This is a genomic window from Shimia sp. R10_1 (genome assembly GCF_017744095.1).
Classification (GTDB): Bacteria; Pseudomonadota; Alphaproteobacteria; order Rhodobacterales; family Rhodobacteraceae; genus Shimia.
This window is the reverse complement of the sequence record NZ_JAGHQX010000012.1, coordinates 43,819-59,220: the sequence shown is the minus strand read 5'-3', so window position 1 is coordinate 59,220 and position 15,402 is coordinate 43,819. Positions and strand designations below refer to the sequence as shown.

The 15,402-nt window shown below is 56.9% G+C and carries 14 protein-coding genes; 10 read left to right on the top strand and 4 right to left on the bottom strand.

Going from position 1 to position 15,402, the window contains the following annotated elements; genetic code table 11:
* Positions 1–3 precede the first annotated feature (3 nt).
* The gene (locus J7413_RS18405) at positions 4–519 is read left to right on the top strand and encodes a hypothetical protein (RefSeq protein WP_209100910.1); all 516 of its coding nucleotides are present in this window, start codon (positions 4–6) and stop codon (positions 517–519) included.
* Positions 520–530: 11 nt separating this feature from the next.
* On the opposite strand, the gene J7413_RS18400 is transcribed toward J7413_RS18405, so the two are convergent.
* The 3 genes from J7413_RS18400 to J7413_RS18390 form a co-directional block, all read right to left on the bottom strand.
* A complete protein-coding gene (locus J7413_RS18400; RefSeq protein ID WP_209100908.1) occupies positions 531–2,753 on the bottom strand; it encodes an adenylate/guanylate cyclase domain-containing protein in 2,223 nt (740 codons plus the stop codon).
* 84 nt (positions 2,754–2,837) lie between these two features.
* Positions 2,838–4,247 carry an NADP-dependent phosphogluconate dehydrogenase gene (gndA, locus tag J7413_RS18395; protein WP_209100906.1) on the bottom strand — a complete coding sequence of 470 codons (1,410 nt, stop codon included), beginning with the start codon at positions 4,245–4,247 and terminating at the stop codon, positions 2,838–2,840.
* A gap of 495 nt (positions 4,248–4,742) precedes the next feature.
* Positions 4,743–5,942 carry a replication initiation protein gene (locus J7413_RS18390; RefSeq protein ID WP_209100904.1) on the bottom strand — a complete coding sequence of 400 codons (1,200 nt, stop codon included), beginning with the start codon at positions 5,940–5,942 and terminating at the stop codon, positions 4,743–4,745.
* Between the two features lie 522 nt (positions 5,943–6,464).
* Between J7413_RS18390 and J7413_RS18385 the strand changes: the two genes are divergently transcribed.
* Both J7413_RS18385 and J7413_RS18380 read left to right on the top strand, forming a co-directional pair.
* Entirely contained in the window at positions 6,465–7,868 is a 1,404-nt protein-coding gene (locus tag J7413_RS18385; RefSeq protein ID WP_209100902.1) for an AAA family ATPase, read from the top strand.
* A complete protein-coding gene (locus J7413_RS18380; protein WP_209100901.1) occupies positions 7,861–8,985 on the top strand; it encodes a ParB N-terminal domain-containing protein in 1,125 nt (374 codons plus the stop codon). Before J7413_RS18385 ends, J7413_RS18380 begins: the two co-directional genes overlap by 8 nt.
* Before the next feature lie 150 nt (positions 8,986–9,135).
* Here J7413_RS18380 and J7413_RS18375 read toward each other — a convergent pair whose 3' ends face one another.
* Complete coding sequence (locus J7413_RS18375) at positions 9,136–9,909, bottom strand: integrase (RefSeq protein ID WP_209100898.1); 774 nt, start codon at positions 9,907–9,909, stop codon at positions 9,136–9,138.
* 149 nt (positions 9,910–10,058) lie between these two features.
* Here J7413_RS18375 and J7413_RS18370 point away from each other — a divergent pair, with 149 nt between their 5' ends.
* From J7413_RS18370 to J7413_RS18340, 7 genes are all read left to right on the top strand, one after another.
* Positions 10,059–10,280 (top strand): type II toxin-antitoxin system CcdA family antitoxin, encoded by a 222-nt coding sequence (locus J7413_RS18370; protein ID WP_209100896.1) that lies wholly within the window; start codon positions 10,059–10,061, stop codon positions 10,278–10,280.
* Positions 10,281–10,292: 12 nt separating this feature from the next.
* Positions 10,293–10,610 (top strand): CcdB family protein, encoded by a 318-nt coding sequence (locus tag J7413_RS18365; protein WP_209100894.1) that lies wholly within the window; start codon positions 10,293–10,295, stop codon positions 10,608–10,610.
* A gap of 145 nt (positions 10,611–10,755) precedes the next feature.
* Positions 10,756–11,670, top strand: coding sequence for a DUF1403 family protein (locus J7413_RS18360; RefSeq protein WP_209100892.1), 915 nt, complete (start codon positions 10,756–10,758; stop codon positions 11,668–11,670).
* 4 nt (positions 11,671–11,674) lie between these two features.
* A complete protein-coding gene (locus J7413_RS18355; RefSeq protein ID WP_209100890.1) occupies positions 11,675–12,268 on the top strand; it encodes an SMC-Scp complex subunit ScpB in 594 nt (197 codons plus the stop codon).
* A 1-nt stretch (position 12,269) separates the two neighbouring features.
* Positions 12,270–12,524, top strand: coding sequence for a WGR domain-containing protein (locus J7413_RS18350; RefSeq protein WP_209100888.1), 255 nt, complete (start codon positions 12,270–12,272; stop codon positions 12,522–12,524).
* A 656-nt stretch (positions 12,525–13,180) separates the two neighbouring features.
* A complete protein-coding gene (locus J7413_RS18345) occupies positions 13,181–14,545 on the top strand; it encodes an ammonium transporter (protein WP_209100886.1) in 1,365 nt (454 codons plus the stop codon).
* Between the two features lie 134 nt (positions 14,546–14,679).
* Positions 14,680–15,399 (top strand): FCD domain-containing protein, encoded by a 720-nt coding sequence (locus tag J7413_RS18340; RefSeq protein ID WP_209100884.1) that lies wholly within the window; start codon positions 14,680–14,682, stop codon positions 15,397–15,399.
* Positions 15,400–15,402: the final 3 nt, after the last annotated feature.

Sequence of the window (15,402 nt, the reverse complement as noted above, 5' to 3'; positions counted from 1 at the left end):
CCGTTGAGCGGCGTGTTTGCCGCCCCTGTGACGGAGTGGATCGTGTTTCTTTGCATTGGCGGTGTATGCCGCATGCTTGCTGTCGCGGCGATCGCAGCGGCGCTTGCCCTGCCCTTGAGCGCCAGCCCGGTGCGGGCGGCCCAGACACCATTGGTGATCCAGAATGACCATGGCGGGCTGTTGCTTGCGCGGATCGATCAGTTGCGCCAGTTGGTTGCGAGCCAAACCCCGGTGGAGATCCGCGGTGCCGTCTGCCACTCGACTTGTACCATGCTGTTGGGGCTGCCGAATGTGTGCGTTTCCCCAACAACGGCGTTTGGCTTTCATGGCCCCAGCCGCACAGGCGCGCCCTTGGAGCCCGCGCTGTTTGAACGGGCCTCGCAGCTGATTGCCAGCTTCTATCCAGAAGATCTGCGCGAATGGTATCTGACATCGGCGCGGCATCATATTTCGGATTTCGTACAGAAAACAGGCGCTGAGCTTATCGGCATGGGCGTCAAGCGCTGCGCGGAGACTTAGGCGCAGGAGCGCTACTTTGAAGTGGCATCATGCACCCCATCCCAATCGTCCGGGGGCGGGGCCATTTCAAATGCGTCTATACGCTCGCGGTAGTTGGCCAGATGGCGATCCAGCCCAAAGTCGTGGTCCGCATTGAGTTTCGCCATGACCGCGAGCAGGTTTTTTGCGGTCTGCCATTCGCGGCTGCGATAGGCGTGCAGCATCTCTGCGTTGCGTGACCAAATCTGCTGAAACGGCGCATTTTTACGGAGCTCAGAGGTGCCGAGAAGCGCAAAAATATGTTCCGCCTGCCGCTTGCCCTTCAGCCGCACCAGATCCAGCTCAAGCAGGGCAAACTCATCGCCCACCCGCCGCGCGGTTTCGGCGGCCACAATCACGGTTTTGCCATAGGTGCTGGACTGCCCCTCCAGACGCGAGGCCAGATTCACCGGATCGCCCATGGCGGTGTAATCAAAGCGGGTGTCAGAGCCCATATTGCCCACCATGCAAGAGCCCGTTGCGATTCCGATGCCAAACCGAATTTCCATAAAAACCGTGCCAGTGTCCTGAGCCTCCTTCTGGCGTTTGGCATTGAGCGCCTCCACCCCGTCGCGCATCAGAAGAGCCGCGCGGCAGGCGGCGCGGACGTGATCCTCGTGAGGGAGCGGGGCGTTCCAGAAGGCCATCACCGCATCCCCCATGAATTTGTCGATGGTGCCACGTTCATTGAGAATGGCATTGGACTGCAGGTTGAGAAATGTGTTCATCAACCGGGTCAGACCGGCAGGATTGTCCCGGAAGCTTTCGGCAATGGGCGTGAACCCGCGCACGTCGCTGAACAAGAGTGTGAGCTCGCGGGTTTCTCCACCGAGCTGCAGACCATCCGGATTGTCACTAATGGCGTCGACCAGATCTTCGGACACATAATGGCCAAAAGCGCTGCGGATATCGCGCCGCCGCTTTTCCTCGCGCATGTAGTTGGTGGTGGACATAAAGATGATCGTGGCCAGCGCAGACACGATCGGGAAACTGGCGTCGAGCAGAATTCTCTCGTTCTGAAACAGCAGGAACGAGCCCCAGCCGCAGGTCACAAGGAAAGCCACAGAGGAGGCGGCGAGAAACTTGGCGTTCATGATCGGGGTGACGATGACAAACAACAAGCACAGCAGGAATGTGACCGTCAGCTCGACAGAAATGGCGTAATTGGGTCGCTGCAACAGGGTGTTGGTCAGCAGGTTTTCCAGCAGCTGCGCGTGCAGCTCCACCCCCGGTACGGACACGCCAAACGGGGTTGCGCGGTAGTCCCCCAGCCCGACCGCAGATGTGCCAAAAAACAGCAGCTTCCCTGACACCTGCGCTGGCTTCAGCGTGCCGTTCAACACATCCGCCGCAGGAATGAACCGATCCTGTCGCGAGCGTGTGAGATAGGGGCGCACGGTGCCATCAGCGGAGGTTTGCACAAACTGGCGCGCGAGCACCACGCCATCCACACCCGCTTCATTGGAGCGCAGCACAAATGGCGCACCGCCCGTGGCCACGCGCAGCATTTCCGGCGCCAAGGCGAGACGCAAATGGCCCTCGGCCCGCATCACCATCGGCAGATTGCGATAGACCCCATCAGGATCTGGCCGAATGGAAAACATCCCGCGCCCCGCAGCCGCGTCTTCCAGAACCGAAAGATTCTGTACCAGATCAGGCAGCTCCAGAATAAAGCCATCCGGCGGCGGCCCCATCGTGGCGTGCGGCACATCTTGAACCTCTGCACTTTGGGTGGCGCGGTGAAACGCGCTTCGCACGCTGGTTTGCCCAACGATCACCCGCGCGCGCTGAAAGGCCTCCGCCAGCACATCGTCGTTGTCGGGGAGCTGCGAGAGGGCCTGCGACACCCCGCGCGGCAATGCCTCATTGTCGATTGCCACCGCCTTGGGAGACAGTCGGTCTGGCTCAGCAAAAATCACATCAAAAGCAATGGCCACCGCGCCGTATGATGTGAGCGTGTCGATCATCTCTGCAAAGCGGGTGCGCGGCCAGGGCCATTGGCCAATTTCCGCGATACTGGCGTCATCAATATCAATGATCGCAACCGGCAACGCCTCTGGCGTGCGCGGCAAAATGCGCTGGAAACTGTCAAAGGTGAGATTGCGCACGAGCTGAACCGGAATCGGATCAGCCACACGCACAAACAACGCAAAGAAAATCAGCGCCAAAGCAATTATTCGGGCAACCGCAACAGACTCAATAAACCGACCAAACATGCTCTACCTAAGCAGGATTGGGCAGCGTTTGGCAAATTTTCGCAGCGCTATGCCACGCCAATCACGGCGCGATCAGAAATCCAGCTACCACGCACCGTGGAAGGTGCCCGCCTTGTCGAGACGTTGGAACCCATGAGCGCCAAAAATATCCCGCTGCGCCTGAATGAGATCTGTCGTGCCGCGCGCCTGACTGATCGCATCAAACCACGACACTGCGGCAGATAGGGCGGGCACCGGCAGACCGGCCATTATGGCCTGAGCAACCACCCGCCGCAGCGCCCCGATATTGTCCTTAAGCAGCGTGGCGAAATGATCCGACAAGATCAACCGGCCATGGGGCAACTCGTTTTTGAATGCCTCGGCAATGTCATCCAACAAAGCCGAGCGGATGATACAGCCGGCGCGCCAAATCTCTGCGATCCGCGCAAAATCCAGATCCCAGTCAAATTCGTCCGACCCGGCTTTTAGAATGCGGAACCCTTGTGCGTAGGCCAGAATGCGGCCAACGCGGAAAGCGGCCTCTAGATCCTCTTCGCTGAAAACGACCGGCTGCGTCGTTTGAGGTGTGTCCTGCGCGCGGAACACATCTTGCGCTGTGTGTCGCACCGTTCGTTCCGAAGACATCACCCGCGCGCCCACCGCGGCCTCAATCACTGAGGCAGATTGGCCCATGCGAATGGCCTCAATCACCGTCCAGCGACCGGTGCCTTTCTGTCCGGCCTGATCGACAATCACGTCAACCATCGGCTTGCCGGTTTCGGGATCCACAGCTTTCAGCGCTTTGGCGGAGGTCTCGATCAGGAAACTTTCCAGATCACCCGTGTTCCAGCGATCAAACAGCGGCGCGATCTCTGCTGGGGTGCGCCCTTCGCCATCACGCAACACACCATAGATTTCTGAAATCATCTGCATGTCGGCGTATTCAATGCCATTGTGAACCGTTTTCACGAAGTGGCCTGCCCCGTCAGACCCAAGATGCGCGACACAAGGCGCGCCTTGGTAATCGGCGGCAATCTTTTCCAGCATTGGCTGAACGCGCAGCCAGGCCTGTTCGGCCCCACCAACCATCATGGAAGGGCCATGGCGCGCGCCCTCTTCGCCACCACTGACACCGACACCGAGATATTGAAGCCCGGCCGCCTCGATACGCGCAGTGCGGGCCTGGGTTTCGCGAAAATCACTGTTGCCGCAGTCCACGATAATGTCGCCGGGGGCAAGCTCGGACACCAGCGCCGCTATGGATGCATCAACCGGCCCCCCGGCCGGAACCAAAAGCAACACGGCGCGCGGCGCCGGCATTGACGCGACCAACGCCTGAACACTGTCTGCTTTTGTCAGTCGTGGCGCCAAATCGCCCGCGCGCGCAAGCAGCGCGTCAACGGTTTCAGTTTCCAGATTATACAGCGCAAGATCATGGCCTTGTTCTGCGATGTTGAGCGCAAGCGCCGCCCCCATGGTGCCCACCCCAACAAGGCCAAATGAAATCTGCGTCATGTGCGTGTTCCTCAAACTGCCCTCAGGCGGATGTGCGTGTGGTGCGACGATCGTTGATAAAGACGAGATCTACCATGCGTCGCGTTGTTGTTGAAGCTGGCGGTATGTTCCTGACATTTCGAACAAACCCTTAGAATGTAAAGCACATCATCAGGGCCCGGCGCGCGCGTCATAGATAGAGTGATCTGTCACAACTGCAAGAGCGCGTGTGCCGATGCAGGCAAAAGTACACACCCTTGGCAGCGGACATTGCGGCGCTTTGTCCTGTCTTTCGCCACAAAAAGCGCCGCAACCTGCAATATCTAGATATGTCCAATAATCTATGATTATGGCTGAAATGGCCGCAGCACACCATCACTTCGAGAGAGTATCTGCGCGAATTTGCTTACAACGGCTTAAAATGACAGAATCGTAAGGCAAAATGGTGCCCGCCACGCGCCCCAAACACCACCTAACTGGCACGAGGGGACGCTATTGAGGCGCCAAGATGTGATGCTAGGCCTCTGCCTTTTCCAAACCTTCGAAAATCTCGGGGTCCATATCTTCCCAGAACGCGAAGATTGCGCGGATATTGAGCGGAGACACCCAGCCGAAACGCTCAAAATCACCACGCGCGACATCATCTTCGAGCTGGCTTGCAAACAGGCGTTTGTCTGCGTCGCGCTGCGTTGGGGTGCGCGCTTCAATTGCGGCCTGAACCCGGCGCAACCGCTCCGCCCGATCAGATTTAGGCGCGGTTGATTGCGGTTTCGGCGGCTCGTCGGTGGGCTTGTAGTCTTCTTTCAGGGCCGCCGTGAGATAACCCACCATGCTTTTCACGTCTTTACGCTGTTTCACATAGTCGAGTTTCGCCATCACCTGCTCTTCGCCGTAGGCACCAAGCCATTGACGCGCCAATCGATCGCTAACGCCAAGTTCGAGAAGGCGCGCATAAACCGGCCCGTGACGCAGACCTTCACCATCATCAATATCCAGAATCGCCAGTTGTGGGTTCTCTTTGATGCGGAAGCGAATATCCGTCACCACCCTGCCCTGCTTGCGGGTTTCCGGCTCGATCAGGATGTTGCTGGTTTTATTGACCTCTGCGACGGCTGGTTTGATAACCTTCGCATTCAGATGCTTGTAGCTCTCATAATAGCTGGAGCCCTCAAGCCCCATGAGGCGCCGAAACAGATCCATCGACCACCAACCGGTGCTGCCCGTGCGAATGAAGCGATAGCAGTTTTCATAAAGCGCAAGCGCGTGGCCGGAGGTGAATTTGCGCTGAATATTCAGGTTGATGAGCGCAAAGACCTTTGGGTCATGCAGTTTTTCAGCCAAAGCAGGCGAATAGGCGTACTCACAAACGCCGCCTTTGAGCTTCGCATAGCTCAGAAGGCTCGAGACGCCCCATTCTTGCTGTCCTTTTTCATCCAGCATGTCCCATTCCGCGACGGTTTCCGCCAAACCGCGCAATGATGCCTTCAGCGTTTCCATGTCATTGGAATTGTACCCAATCATCATACAAAGCGTGCGCGCATCAATAGAGTGCTTGCCGTGGCTGGTGAGCGTGTCATACGCGTTCAGCAACAGCACGTTTGAAAGCTTGCGCTGGAGTAGCGTCAGCTTGCCTGAAACGTGGATCGCCGCCACGTGTTTTTTCACCGCTCCGCGCCGCAAAGCGCCTGTGAGCTGGTCGCGAGGAATGTCGTTCATCGCTCTGCCCTTTTTTTTGACATTATGCGCCGAAAGGAACCTTAACGCAAACCCAATAAGGGTGCTCCAATGTCGAAAAATCCGGTCCCGTAAGCGGGTCCCTTTGACGACTTTGGGGGCTGTGGATGCCCCTTAAAGGGACCCGGCTACAGGATGAGACTCCGGGAAATTGCGGGAAACAGACCAAATTCCTTGCGGAATGGGCCAAAACTGGACTCAGGTGCCCCTATTACCGCGAATCGGGCCCCTACTCACCGCATCTAGGCACCTTTGATCCTGTGTACGGGTCCCATTGATCCTGTAGAGGGGTCCCCAAACACATTTAAGTATTTGTTTTATAATTATTTTCCAGACGTAAAGATTCTAAAGTCCCTAAAGATTCTACAAGCTATATGTCGCTGTTTTTTCTGTTTTTTGGAAGGTTTCGCGGCGAAACCGCGTGTTTTGTTTCACAAGGTTGGTTTCATGTGCGATAGTTCCGTCAAAATCATGATTGAAGCAGTACATCGCTGAGGAACTGAGATGGTATCAGGCAAAGACAACCTGCCCCCTTATTTCAACATCAACCCAGAGGAAGCCGCAGCCAAGTTATCTGACCCTATCGACACAGCGCGATTCGCAAAAGCAGCGGCCTTTGCCACCAAAGGGCGACAGGATCTCGCGCGCAGAGGATACGCCCCCGACGGCAAGAAGAGGCTGCGTCGATTCTCGACTTGGGAAATCTGCAAGTTCCTGATCCCGGTTGCGCCTGCGCATTTTCGGAGAGTTCTGAAAAAATACCCGGACCTTCCTCAGGGGGTCGGTGAGGGCAATTCCAAATGGTTTACACTTGAGGATGTTCTGGCGCTGAGGGCGCATTTCGCTGCGGAGGGCGCGCAGGACCGGGAATACAAGCCATGGCGTCCTGAAGGGTTGCCTGCGAAAATCGTTGCCGTCTCCAACTTCAAAGGTGGGACATCAAAGACCACCACCACCGCGCATCTTGCCATGTCGGCGGCATTGGATGGCTATAAGGTGCTTGTGATCGATCTGGACAGCCAGGGCTCGCTGACCTCCATCATGGGTGGGGACGTGCCGGACGAATGGTCGACCGCGTTCCCCTTGATGGCGAAAGACTATGCGCAGGCGTTGCTTGCTGAAAACAGTGTGCGCGAGGCGGCTGGCGAAAGCCCCCTGCCCTTTGACGAGACACTGACCGAGGCGCTGAACACAACCGCGCGTGATATCATCCAGCCGACACATTGGCCAAACATCGATCTGCTGGGCGCGCAGCTGAATCTCTACTGGGCTGAATTTCAGATTCCGGTTTGGAGGATGGGGCTGCGCAGTTGGCCCTTATGGGATGCGCTGACCAATGCGCTGGAAAACGAAAAGATCGTGGACGATTATGACATCATTATTTTGGACACGCCCCCTGCCCTTGGCTATCTGACGATCAATGCCTTGGCGGCCGCCGACATCCTGCTGGTTCCGCTTGGTGCGTCGTTTCTGGAATTTGATTCCACGGGGCGCTTCTTTGACATGCTGTACTCGACGTTTGCGAGCGTTGAAGAAGGTGAGAATGCTGCGCGGCGACGGGATGGTTTGCCAGAAGTGAAATTTGAGTGGGACGCGGTGCGTGCGTTGATCACCCGGTTTGACGCTGGCCAGCAGACTGACTTGGCCAACGTCATTCAGGCTTACTTCGGAGATTTCATGACAACCTATCGACAGGAAATGACCGCGATGGTTGGACAAGCCGGGGAACAGGTGAACGGCATCTATGAAGCGGATTACCGAGAGTTCAATCGAGATACATATGTGCGCGGGCGCGAAACGTTTGATCGTACCTGGGCTGAGGTGAAAGAAATCATTCTTGGAACCTGGTGGCGTGATCTGGAAGATTTGAAAGCGGAACAGATGAGCACGGAGGCAACCGATGGCTAAGCGTAGAAAACTGGTGGCACCCAGCAGTGCCGATCTGACCAAACTGGAAGAGGAGTTTCGCCGCGAAACCTCCGTGCCGGAGCCGGCGGCATCACAGGTGCGCGGTGTGGCACCAATCGCAAAGATCGCCGCAGATGCAGCTGCGGTTGCACAGCCGGCAAGTGTTGCAGATCGCGCGCGCCAGGCGCAGTTGGAAGCGAGTGAAGCCAAGCTGAATGACGCGGAAACAGAAGGGCGCCTGCTTGTCGATATTCCAGTTGGTGAGATTAACGCGGATGCCATGGTGCGAGACCGTGCCGCGCTGGACCCTGACGACATGCTGGAATTGCGGCTTTCGATTTCAGCAAATGGTTTGCGGTTGCCAATCGAAGTTTACGAATTGCCTGGAAGTGATGGGGAGAATGCGCCGAAGTTTGGCCTGTTGTCTGGGTATCGGCGACTGATGGCTGTGCGTGAGCTGCTCGGATTGACTGAGGATGCTGCGTTCAAGACCATTCGGGCAATCATTCGGCCAAAGGCGGAAACCGATGCGGCCTTCGTCGCGATGGTTGAGGAAAACGAGGTGCGTTCGGAGCTGAGCCATTTTGAGCGCGGCCGCATTGCTGTGATTTCTGCGCAGCAAGGTGCGTTTCTGAATGTTGAAGACGCGGTCAACAAACTGTTTGCGACGGGCTCCAAGGCGAAGCGTTCAAAGGTGCGTAGCTTTGCGCTGATTTTTGAAGAGTTGGGGGACATGTTGGAATTTCCCGATGCGCTGAGTGAAAAACGGGGTTTGAAGTTGGCGCAAGCGTTGCGGCAGGGCGGTGAAGACCGCATTCGCGATGGGTTGGCCGCTGCGACATATGCCACGTCAGACGAAGAGTGGGCCGTTATTGAAGGCGTGATCGAAACGCTTGATGCGCCAGTGCGGGATCCCAAACGCGGTGGGCGCCCCCGTGCAGCCGCGACAGTTGACGACTGGGGTCATGCGCATAAGTTTGTCAGCTCCAACGGCGTTTCTGTCAGCCCTAAGCAAGACGCAAAGGGATATGTTTTGCGGTTCGAAGGTCAAGATTTGGATGCTGAACTTATGGACGGGCTGATGGAGGAGATCCGGGTCTATCTGGAACGCAACTGACCGGCGCTCCTTTCAGACACCCCGCGAAGGGGTTTCGCCGCGAAACCTGTGATTGGTTTCGCGGCTTTTTTGTGGGAAAAGACGGTAAGGCGGACGCGCGAAGACAGCCAGCGTCCAAATAAACATTGGCCTATTTGTCACCGCCGATCGTTATTCGCCTTGTTGGGCGTAACTTCCCGCTTTTTTCGCTGCCTTACGCGATCTGGCCAAACCGCTGCGCAGGCTGTGCCCGGAGAACAATGCGAGACGCTCTTTTTCAGACAGATCTGGACGCAAACCTGCTGCGATAACTGTGCGTTTGATAAGGCGGGCCACATGTTTGTCGTTCAGGCGCGCATCAAGCGCGCGCTTGCCGTCTCTTGAAATACCGACAAAAACGGGGCCTGCCTGGATTTTTGAAAAGTGAAGCCATTGCTCTAGCGCGTGTACCGCGCAGATCTGTTCCTTGATCTGGCGATTGATGCAGACCGTTTGCTGACCAGTGCGTGTGCTGTAGGTGACGGCGGCGCCAGTTTCTGAAATCTCAATCCAACCTCGGCGCGTGTCATCGTCAGGATTGTCATGTGCGCCGAGATCCAGACCGACCAGATCAGTGCGGCCAAGCCCCGCCTCATAGCCGAGACGCAAGAGCGCGCGATCTCTCAACCCGCGTAGATCAAAGGGCAGGGTGGCTGCCATGGCGTGAATTTCCTCTGGCTGGATTGCCTGTTTGCGATCCGGCGCGCGGTGATGATTGGCACGCAGGTCTCGCATGAGATTTGCGAGGGCAGGGGCGTTCCGATCCAGCGGTTGCCCGCGTTGGGCGCAGTTCCACAAGAGGCCGGCGAACCGCCGCTCTATGCTGGCGACTTTTAGGGCTGGGCCGCTGGCTGGATTTGCGAGCTCCGCAAGGTAGCTGGCCACAACATCGGGTTCAGGAGGCATGGGGGCGTGACCTTGCAGGCGACACCAACGTGAAAAATGGCGCCAATCCGCGGCATAGGCCTTGCTGGTGTGTGCGGAGGGCTTGGGTTGCTGGGCAGTATTCACGGGCATATACTCCTGAAACATACGTATAAAATTTGGAGGTTGTGATGAGCCGGATAAAGGTCAATCTCACGCTGGATGCTGATGTTGTGGCAGAGGCGCGAAACCTTGGACTGAACATGTCGCGCCTTGCGGAGGCGGCGATTGTGGACGCGGCAAAGGTGGCGCGAAACAGACGCTGGCAGGCTGAAAATGGCGCTGCGCTTGACGCTTATGCGCAGGAGGTGGCGGGCGAGGGGGCACCAATGCCACGCCTGCGGCGCATTTGAGGGCGTAACTCTATGGCGCAGTTTGATGTTTACAGGCTGAATGGTGCGCCGAATGATGGCGTGTGCGACGGTCAGCTGGTTGTGGATTTGCAGACGGATTTGCTTGGTCTCGATGCAACGCGCATAGTTGCGCCACTGCGTGAGGCGGAGAAATACGCCCATTTGCCCCTGATAGCGCCTGTGGTGGCATTTGAGGGGCGGGAGTGGCTCGTGCGGGTGCCCGAGCTTGCTGCGGTGCCTGGAGCGGCGCTCTGCGGCTCTCTGGGCTCTTTGCGCGCTTACGAACAGGACTTGAAACAGGCGTTGGACATCCTGATAAACGGGATCTGAGTGATATAATGACCTCATGGTCAGGAGAATCGGCGATTACCGGGCCAAAAGCAAGATTATTGGACATATCTCGAAATTGCATTGTGCGGCGCTTTTATGAGAAAAAGGATAGCGTAAAGCGCCGCAATGGTGTAGCTGATGGTGTATGACACTCGGGACAACACACCGCGCCTTGCTTGATGACGCTTTTGATGAGGCAGGTCAGCTTCCGAGGGATGCGCGCGCGCGTCGGAGTGGACAATCTATTGAAGATGCAGCGTTTTTTTCCGGTGCGGCTCTGGCCAAACTCAGTGACACTCTGGCGCAAGATGCCTTGCCTCTTGGGGTGTTGCGAGATCGTTTGGCATTGCGGGCTGCGGAAGCGACGGTTGTGGCGACCGGACGCCCGGAACGCGCCACAGAATTGCGTGATGCGGTGACGTTTCTGCGGCCAGAAGACCATCCGGGGCCTGCTGGGGCCACCTATATGAGTTGGCGTCGCGCGGTGGCGCGCCCCTTGAGTAAAGTGTCGTTACAACGTGCTTTTGCACAGTATGAGGCGGATGAGATCGAGGGCTGGTTGCGGGTGTCGAGCGAGAGAACGGCCAAATCCCCGATTGGGCAAGCGGCGGCAACTTTGGCGGCGGTGCTGAAAGATCAGCCTAAGTCAGAGGGGCTGGCAATGTGTCTTGCGGATGCGCGATTGGCGCGGGCCATGAACTGGACGCATGTTGTGCCTTTGATGGCGCTTGGTCTGACGGCGCGCGACCTACGTAAAACAGAGGATGATGCGCGGTTGGCGTGCCATACGGCCACCACGTTGGCGGCCGATCATGCTTTAAGTGTGTCGCAGAGTTTGATCCGACGGGCCGAGGCGTTGCGTGCGGTTGCGCCAAAGCTGCGCGCAAAGGGATCTGACAAGGCGGTCGCGCTGTTCCTTTCCCAAGATGCGGTGACGCCAGCAATGTTGACTCATCTGATGTCGGATCGTGCGGCGCGGCGGTTTTGTGATCGTCTGGTCAGTCTTGGGGTTGCCAAAGAGCTGAGCGGGCGCGAGAGCTTTCGTCTCTACGGGATTTGACGATATGAAAGATCGCAAAGAGCCTGTTTTGGATCGCGAATTGGACGATCTGGCCCCCGAGCTGCGCTGGCGGGAATGGATGCGCCGGATCGAAGCGGTTTTGTTTGCCTCTGCGGCGCCGGTTGCAACAGCCGATCTGGCGCGCGTTGTTGGGCAGGGTGTTTCGGTCGATTTACTGCTTGAAGATTTGGCTGCCGATCTGGATGGGCGGGCTTTTGAGATTGCCGCTGTCAACGACGGCTGGATTTTGCGCACGCGCACAGCCTATGCGCCTGCCATTCGTGCTGCATCGCAACTGGGCGCCCATCTGGTGGATCTGGGAGAGTTTGAGATCGCCGTTCTGGCCGCCATCGCCTATCGCCAGCCGATCACGCGCGACGGGTTGAAGGACATTTTTGGCAAAGATATCAGCCGCGATCTGATTGGCCGCTTGCATGATCGCGGTCTCATCAGCACCGGGCCGCGCAGTCCACGACGCGGAGCCCCCTACACTTTTGTGACAACCGATCAGTTTTTGGTGGCGTTTGATCTGGAAAGTCTTAGAGATTTGCCGGATCGTGAAATGCTGACTGATGCGGGTCTACACCCGGAGGGCTGAGGTGCTGATCCGACTTGAGAAAATCAATCCTGGCCGCCGCCAGCGGCGCTTTTATGTGCTGTATGTCACACAGACGCTTTTCGGCGAATGGTGTGTCATCCACGAATGGGGGCGCATTGGCAGCAAGGGCGGGCAGCGTCGGGTCGATTATCTTGAGACAGAAGGCGCCGCGCGCGCGGTTTGTGAAGAATGGAAAGCCGTGAAGCTGCGCAGCGGCTACGCGCCGATTCCTGTGCAGCTCACTTTGTTTGGCTAACAGGCTGCTTTTCAGCGCACGAACTGCTGTTTATATCGCGCGTTAAATGGCGGTGCTTTACGTGGGCGTGACGCGCATTGACCCCGGGAAGCGTTGCGATCGCAGCGGTCAGCGCGCAAGCCACAATCCAATCCACACCATGTGCCACTCATTCAAGGCCGTGGGACGGGTTTCCGTCAGACACGACCGTGCCCAAAAAGTGCCCGAAACGGAGCCCTTACGGAAAATGCTGTTGCGTGATTGTTGATTGCTGGGGCTGTGCTCTGAGGTCAAGTGCGCCGTTGGTGTTGATGTGCGTATTGGTCTGAGCATCCCAAGGAAATACCCGAAGTCGCATACGAATCCTGAAATTTTGCACGGGACCAATTTGGGACTTTTCCAGAAAAACTGTTAAAATTGGACCAGAGATTTGCACAAAATCTTTGCAAACGCGCCCACTATCTTACTGTGAAGAATAGAAAATTCCGGTGGTTCAAAATAATAATTGAAATGGTCCAATTATGGGGCATGATCAAGGCGAGCCAATGGATCGTACCAATCCGGTCTGAAAAGGTTCTTTGCGCGGGCAACTGGTTGTTGGGAGGAGCACCACGCCGCACTTCAAAGCCGAGATAAAAAATTCGGCAAAAAACAGGAAAACCAAGAGGGAAGAACACATGACTCTCGACGTGAGCGCGATACACGCTGAACAAGTCACATTAAACTCGCTGGTGCAGAACATTCTGTATGCATCTGGCACGGTCGGGGCGATCCTGGTTGTCGTTGGCCTGCTGCTGATCGACGCCGGGACAGCCCGGCGCAAAAACCTTTTCAACTCGACCATCGAAAAGACACTTGGATTTTTTCTGGGGTTTGCGACCTACTACATGGTTGGGTTCGGCCTTTGGGCGGGGCAGTACTATATCATGGAGGGCGCCACCATGATGGACTCTGTGAAGGACTGGTGGCTGGGCGGAGGCATGACCAATGCTTTGGCACACCATACGGATCCGGGCACATTCCCCGGTCTGAACACCTTCCAGATCTTTATCTTTTTCCTTGCGACCTTTGCCGGGATTATCAACATTCTGTTCCACTTCTCGGTGTCTGAGCGGATGAAGGCATCGGCCTATTTTGTCATCTGTGTGGTGGCCGCAGTCGTATCTTCGGCGCTGAGCTGGGCCACATGGGGATCTGTTGGCCCGCTGACGCTGGCCGGGTTTCATGACTTCTTTGGTGTGGGTTTTGTTTATCTGTTCCCCGCAGGTATGGCGCTGGTGTTCACGCCAATGCTGGGCGCGCGCCCTGGCATGATGGATCCGCACCCGCAGGTGTCGGCCTATCTCGCGCCGAGCATTGGGCTTTGCGCGCCCGGTTTGCTGCTGATTTTTGCAGGTTTGCCAATGGTTATCCTGTCGTGCCTGTTCTTCTTTGACCCTGAAGCCCTGGCGGTGAGTGTGACCATGGCTGACACCAGCGTTGGCATTGCGATCAACAACTATGCGCTGGTTTGGGCAGGCGGTGCCATCACCGGCCTGATACTGGCCTATCGCTCGGGCAACTATGCCTACACCCTGCTTGGGCCGCTTGCGGGATACGCCGCCGGTGCGTCTGGCTTTGATGTGTATCTGCCGTGGGAGGCCTTCCTTCTGGGGCTGGCGGCACCGTTGGTTGCATTTGCGGTTTATGAATTCACGCTCAAGCGCGGCATTGATGAGCATAAGCTTTTCCCGCTGTTCATTGGCTGTGGCACCTTTGGCATGATTGTTCTGGGGATTTTCAAAGCAGGCACCCCGCGTGGTGGCTACTTTGGAATCGAAGAGGGCGCCTATGCCTTCCAAGCGGGTGAGATTTCACTCATCATGCAGCTTGTTGGTGCGGCGGTCTGTATTGGCGTCGGGGTGATCACCGCGTTGATCATGGCGCCTGTGCTTAAGGCTACAGTTGGTCTGAGTGTCAGCGAAGAAGATCAGGTGGCGGGTCTTGACCCCAAGCTCTGGGAGCTGGAGCCGGATGTCATCACCCATGCCGACAGCAAGTGAGCAAGACACCTCTTGATAACATGACGCAGACCTCGGCTTTTGGGCCGGGGTCTTTTTTGTTGATTGCTTGAGTTTCTGGCGCTGCATGACGTACAAGACAGTAGGGAAGCGCGTTTAGAGCCGCAGGAAGTTGAATGAACCAAGTCATAAATACTGATCTGCCAAATGGTCAGGATGTCGGTGAGACGGTTCGCGTGGTCATGGGTACTTTGTATGCAAGAATCCAGTCCGGCGAATATCCGACAAATTCGCGACTGCCGTCCGAACGGGCCCTGGCCGCGGAGCTCGGGGTGTCCCGCAACACTGTGCGTGAAGCGTTGGATGTTCTTGAATCTTGCAAGATGATCCGCCGCCGCCAGGGGAGCGGCAGCTTTGTGATCTATCAGAGTGAGCAGGTCGAAGCGCCCGTGCCCGGATCGGTGGGAGAGCGGACGAGTCCGTTGGATCATCTGATCGTGCGGTCCATCATTGAGCCGGAGATGACTCGCCTTGCGGTGATGAACATGACGCCAAAGCAGCTGGAAAAACTGGCGCAAATCGTCGCCCGCATCGAAGCTGTGCGTACGGATCTGAATGAATTCATCCGCTTGGAAGAAGAGTTCTATCGCTGGATCGCCAAGGCGACGCGGAATCCCTTGCTGGAATCCTGTTATGAGATGACGATCGAGGTGTGTCGGGCCAGTTTCCGCACAGCACTGATGCGCAAACATCTGACGCCGGATCGCATCCAGGACTATCAAACCCGATTCAATTCACTGTTCAACGCGATTGCTGCGCGTGATCTGGAATCGGCGGTGGAGATTGCCAAGCTTCACCTCGTGGAAGAGCAGAAACTTTTCATGCATGAAAGCTAAGGC

What these genes read in the sequence shown, in the direction of transcription:
- J7413_RS18355 (WP_209100890.1), top strand. Translation starts at nt 11,675, where the DNA reads ATGAAAGATCGCAAAGAGCCTGTTTTGGATCGCGAATTGGACGATCTG.
- gndA (WP_209100906.1), bottom strand. Translation starts at nt 4,247, where the DNA reads ATGACGCAGATTTCATTTGGCCTTGTTGGGGTGGGCACCATGGGGGCG.
- J7413_RS18390 (WP_209100904.1), bottom strand. Translation starts at nt 5,942, where the DNA reads ATGAACGACATTCCTCGCGACCAGCTCACAGGCGCTTTGCGGCGCGGA.
- J7413_RS18375 (WP_209100898.1), bottom strand. Translation starts at nt 9,909, where the DNA reads ATGCCTCCTGAACCCGATGTTGTGGCCAGCTACCTTGCGGAGCTCGCA.
- J7413_RS18360 (WP_209100892.1), top strand. Translation starts at nt 10,756, where the DNA reads ATGACACTCGGGACAACACACCGCGCCTTGCTTGATGACGCTTTTGAT.
- J7413_RS18340 (WP_209100884.1), top strand. Translation starts at nt 14,680, where the DNA reads ATGAACCAAGTCATAAATACTGATCTGCCAAATGGTCAGGATGTCGGT.
- J7413_RS18370 (WP_209100896.1), top strand. Translation starts at nt 10,059, where the DNA reads ATGAGCCGGATAAAGGTCAATCTCACGCTGGATGCTGATGTTGTGGCA.
- J7413_RS18400 (WP_209100908.1), bottom strand. Translation starts at nt 2,753, where the DNA reads ATGTTTGGTCGGTTTATTGAGTCTGTTGCGGTTGCCCGAATAATTGCT.
- J7413_RS18365 (WP_209100894.1), top strand. Translation starts at nt 10,293, where the DNA reads ATGGCGCAGTTTGATGTTTACAGGCTGAATGGTGCGCCGAATGATGGC.
- J7413_RS18385 (WP_209100902.1), top strand. Translation starts at nt 6,465, where the DNA reads ATGGTATCAGGCAAAGACAACCTGCCCCCTTATTTCAACATCAACCCA.
- J7413_RS18345 (WP_209100886.1), top strand. Translation starts at nt 13,181, where the DNA reads ATGACTCTCGACGTGAGCGCGATACACGCTGAACAAGTCACATTAAAC.
- J7413_RS18380 (WP_209100901.1), top strand. Translation starts at nt 7,861, where the DNA reads ATGGCTAAGCGTAGAAAACTGGTGGCACCCAGCAGTGCCGATCTGACC.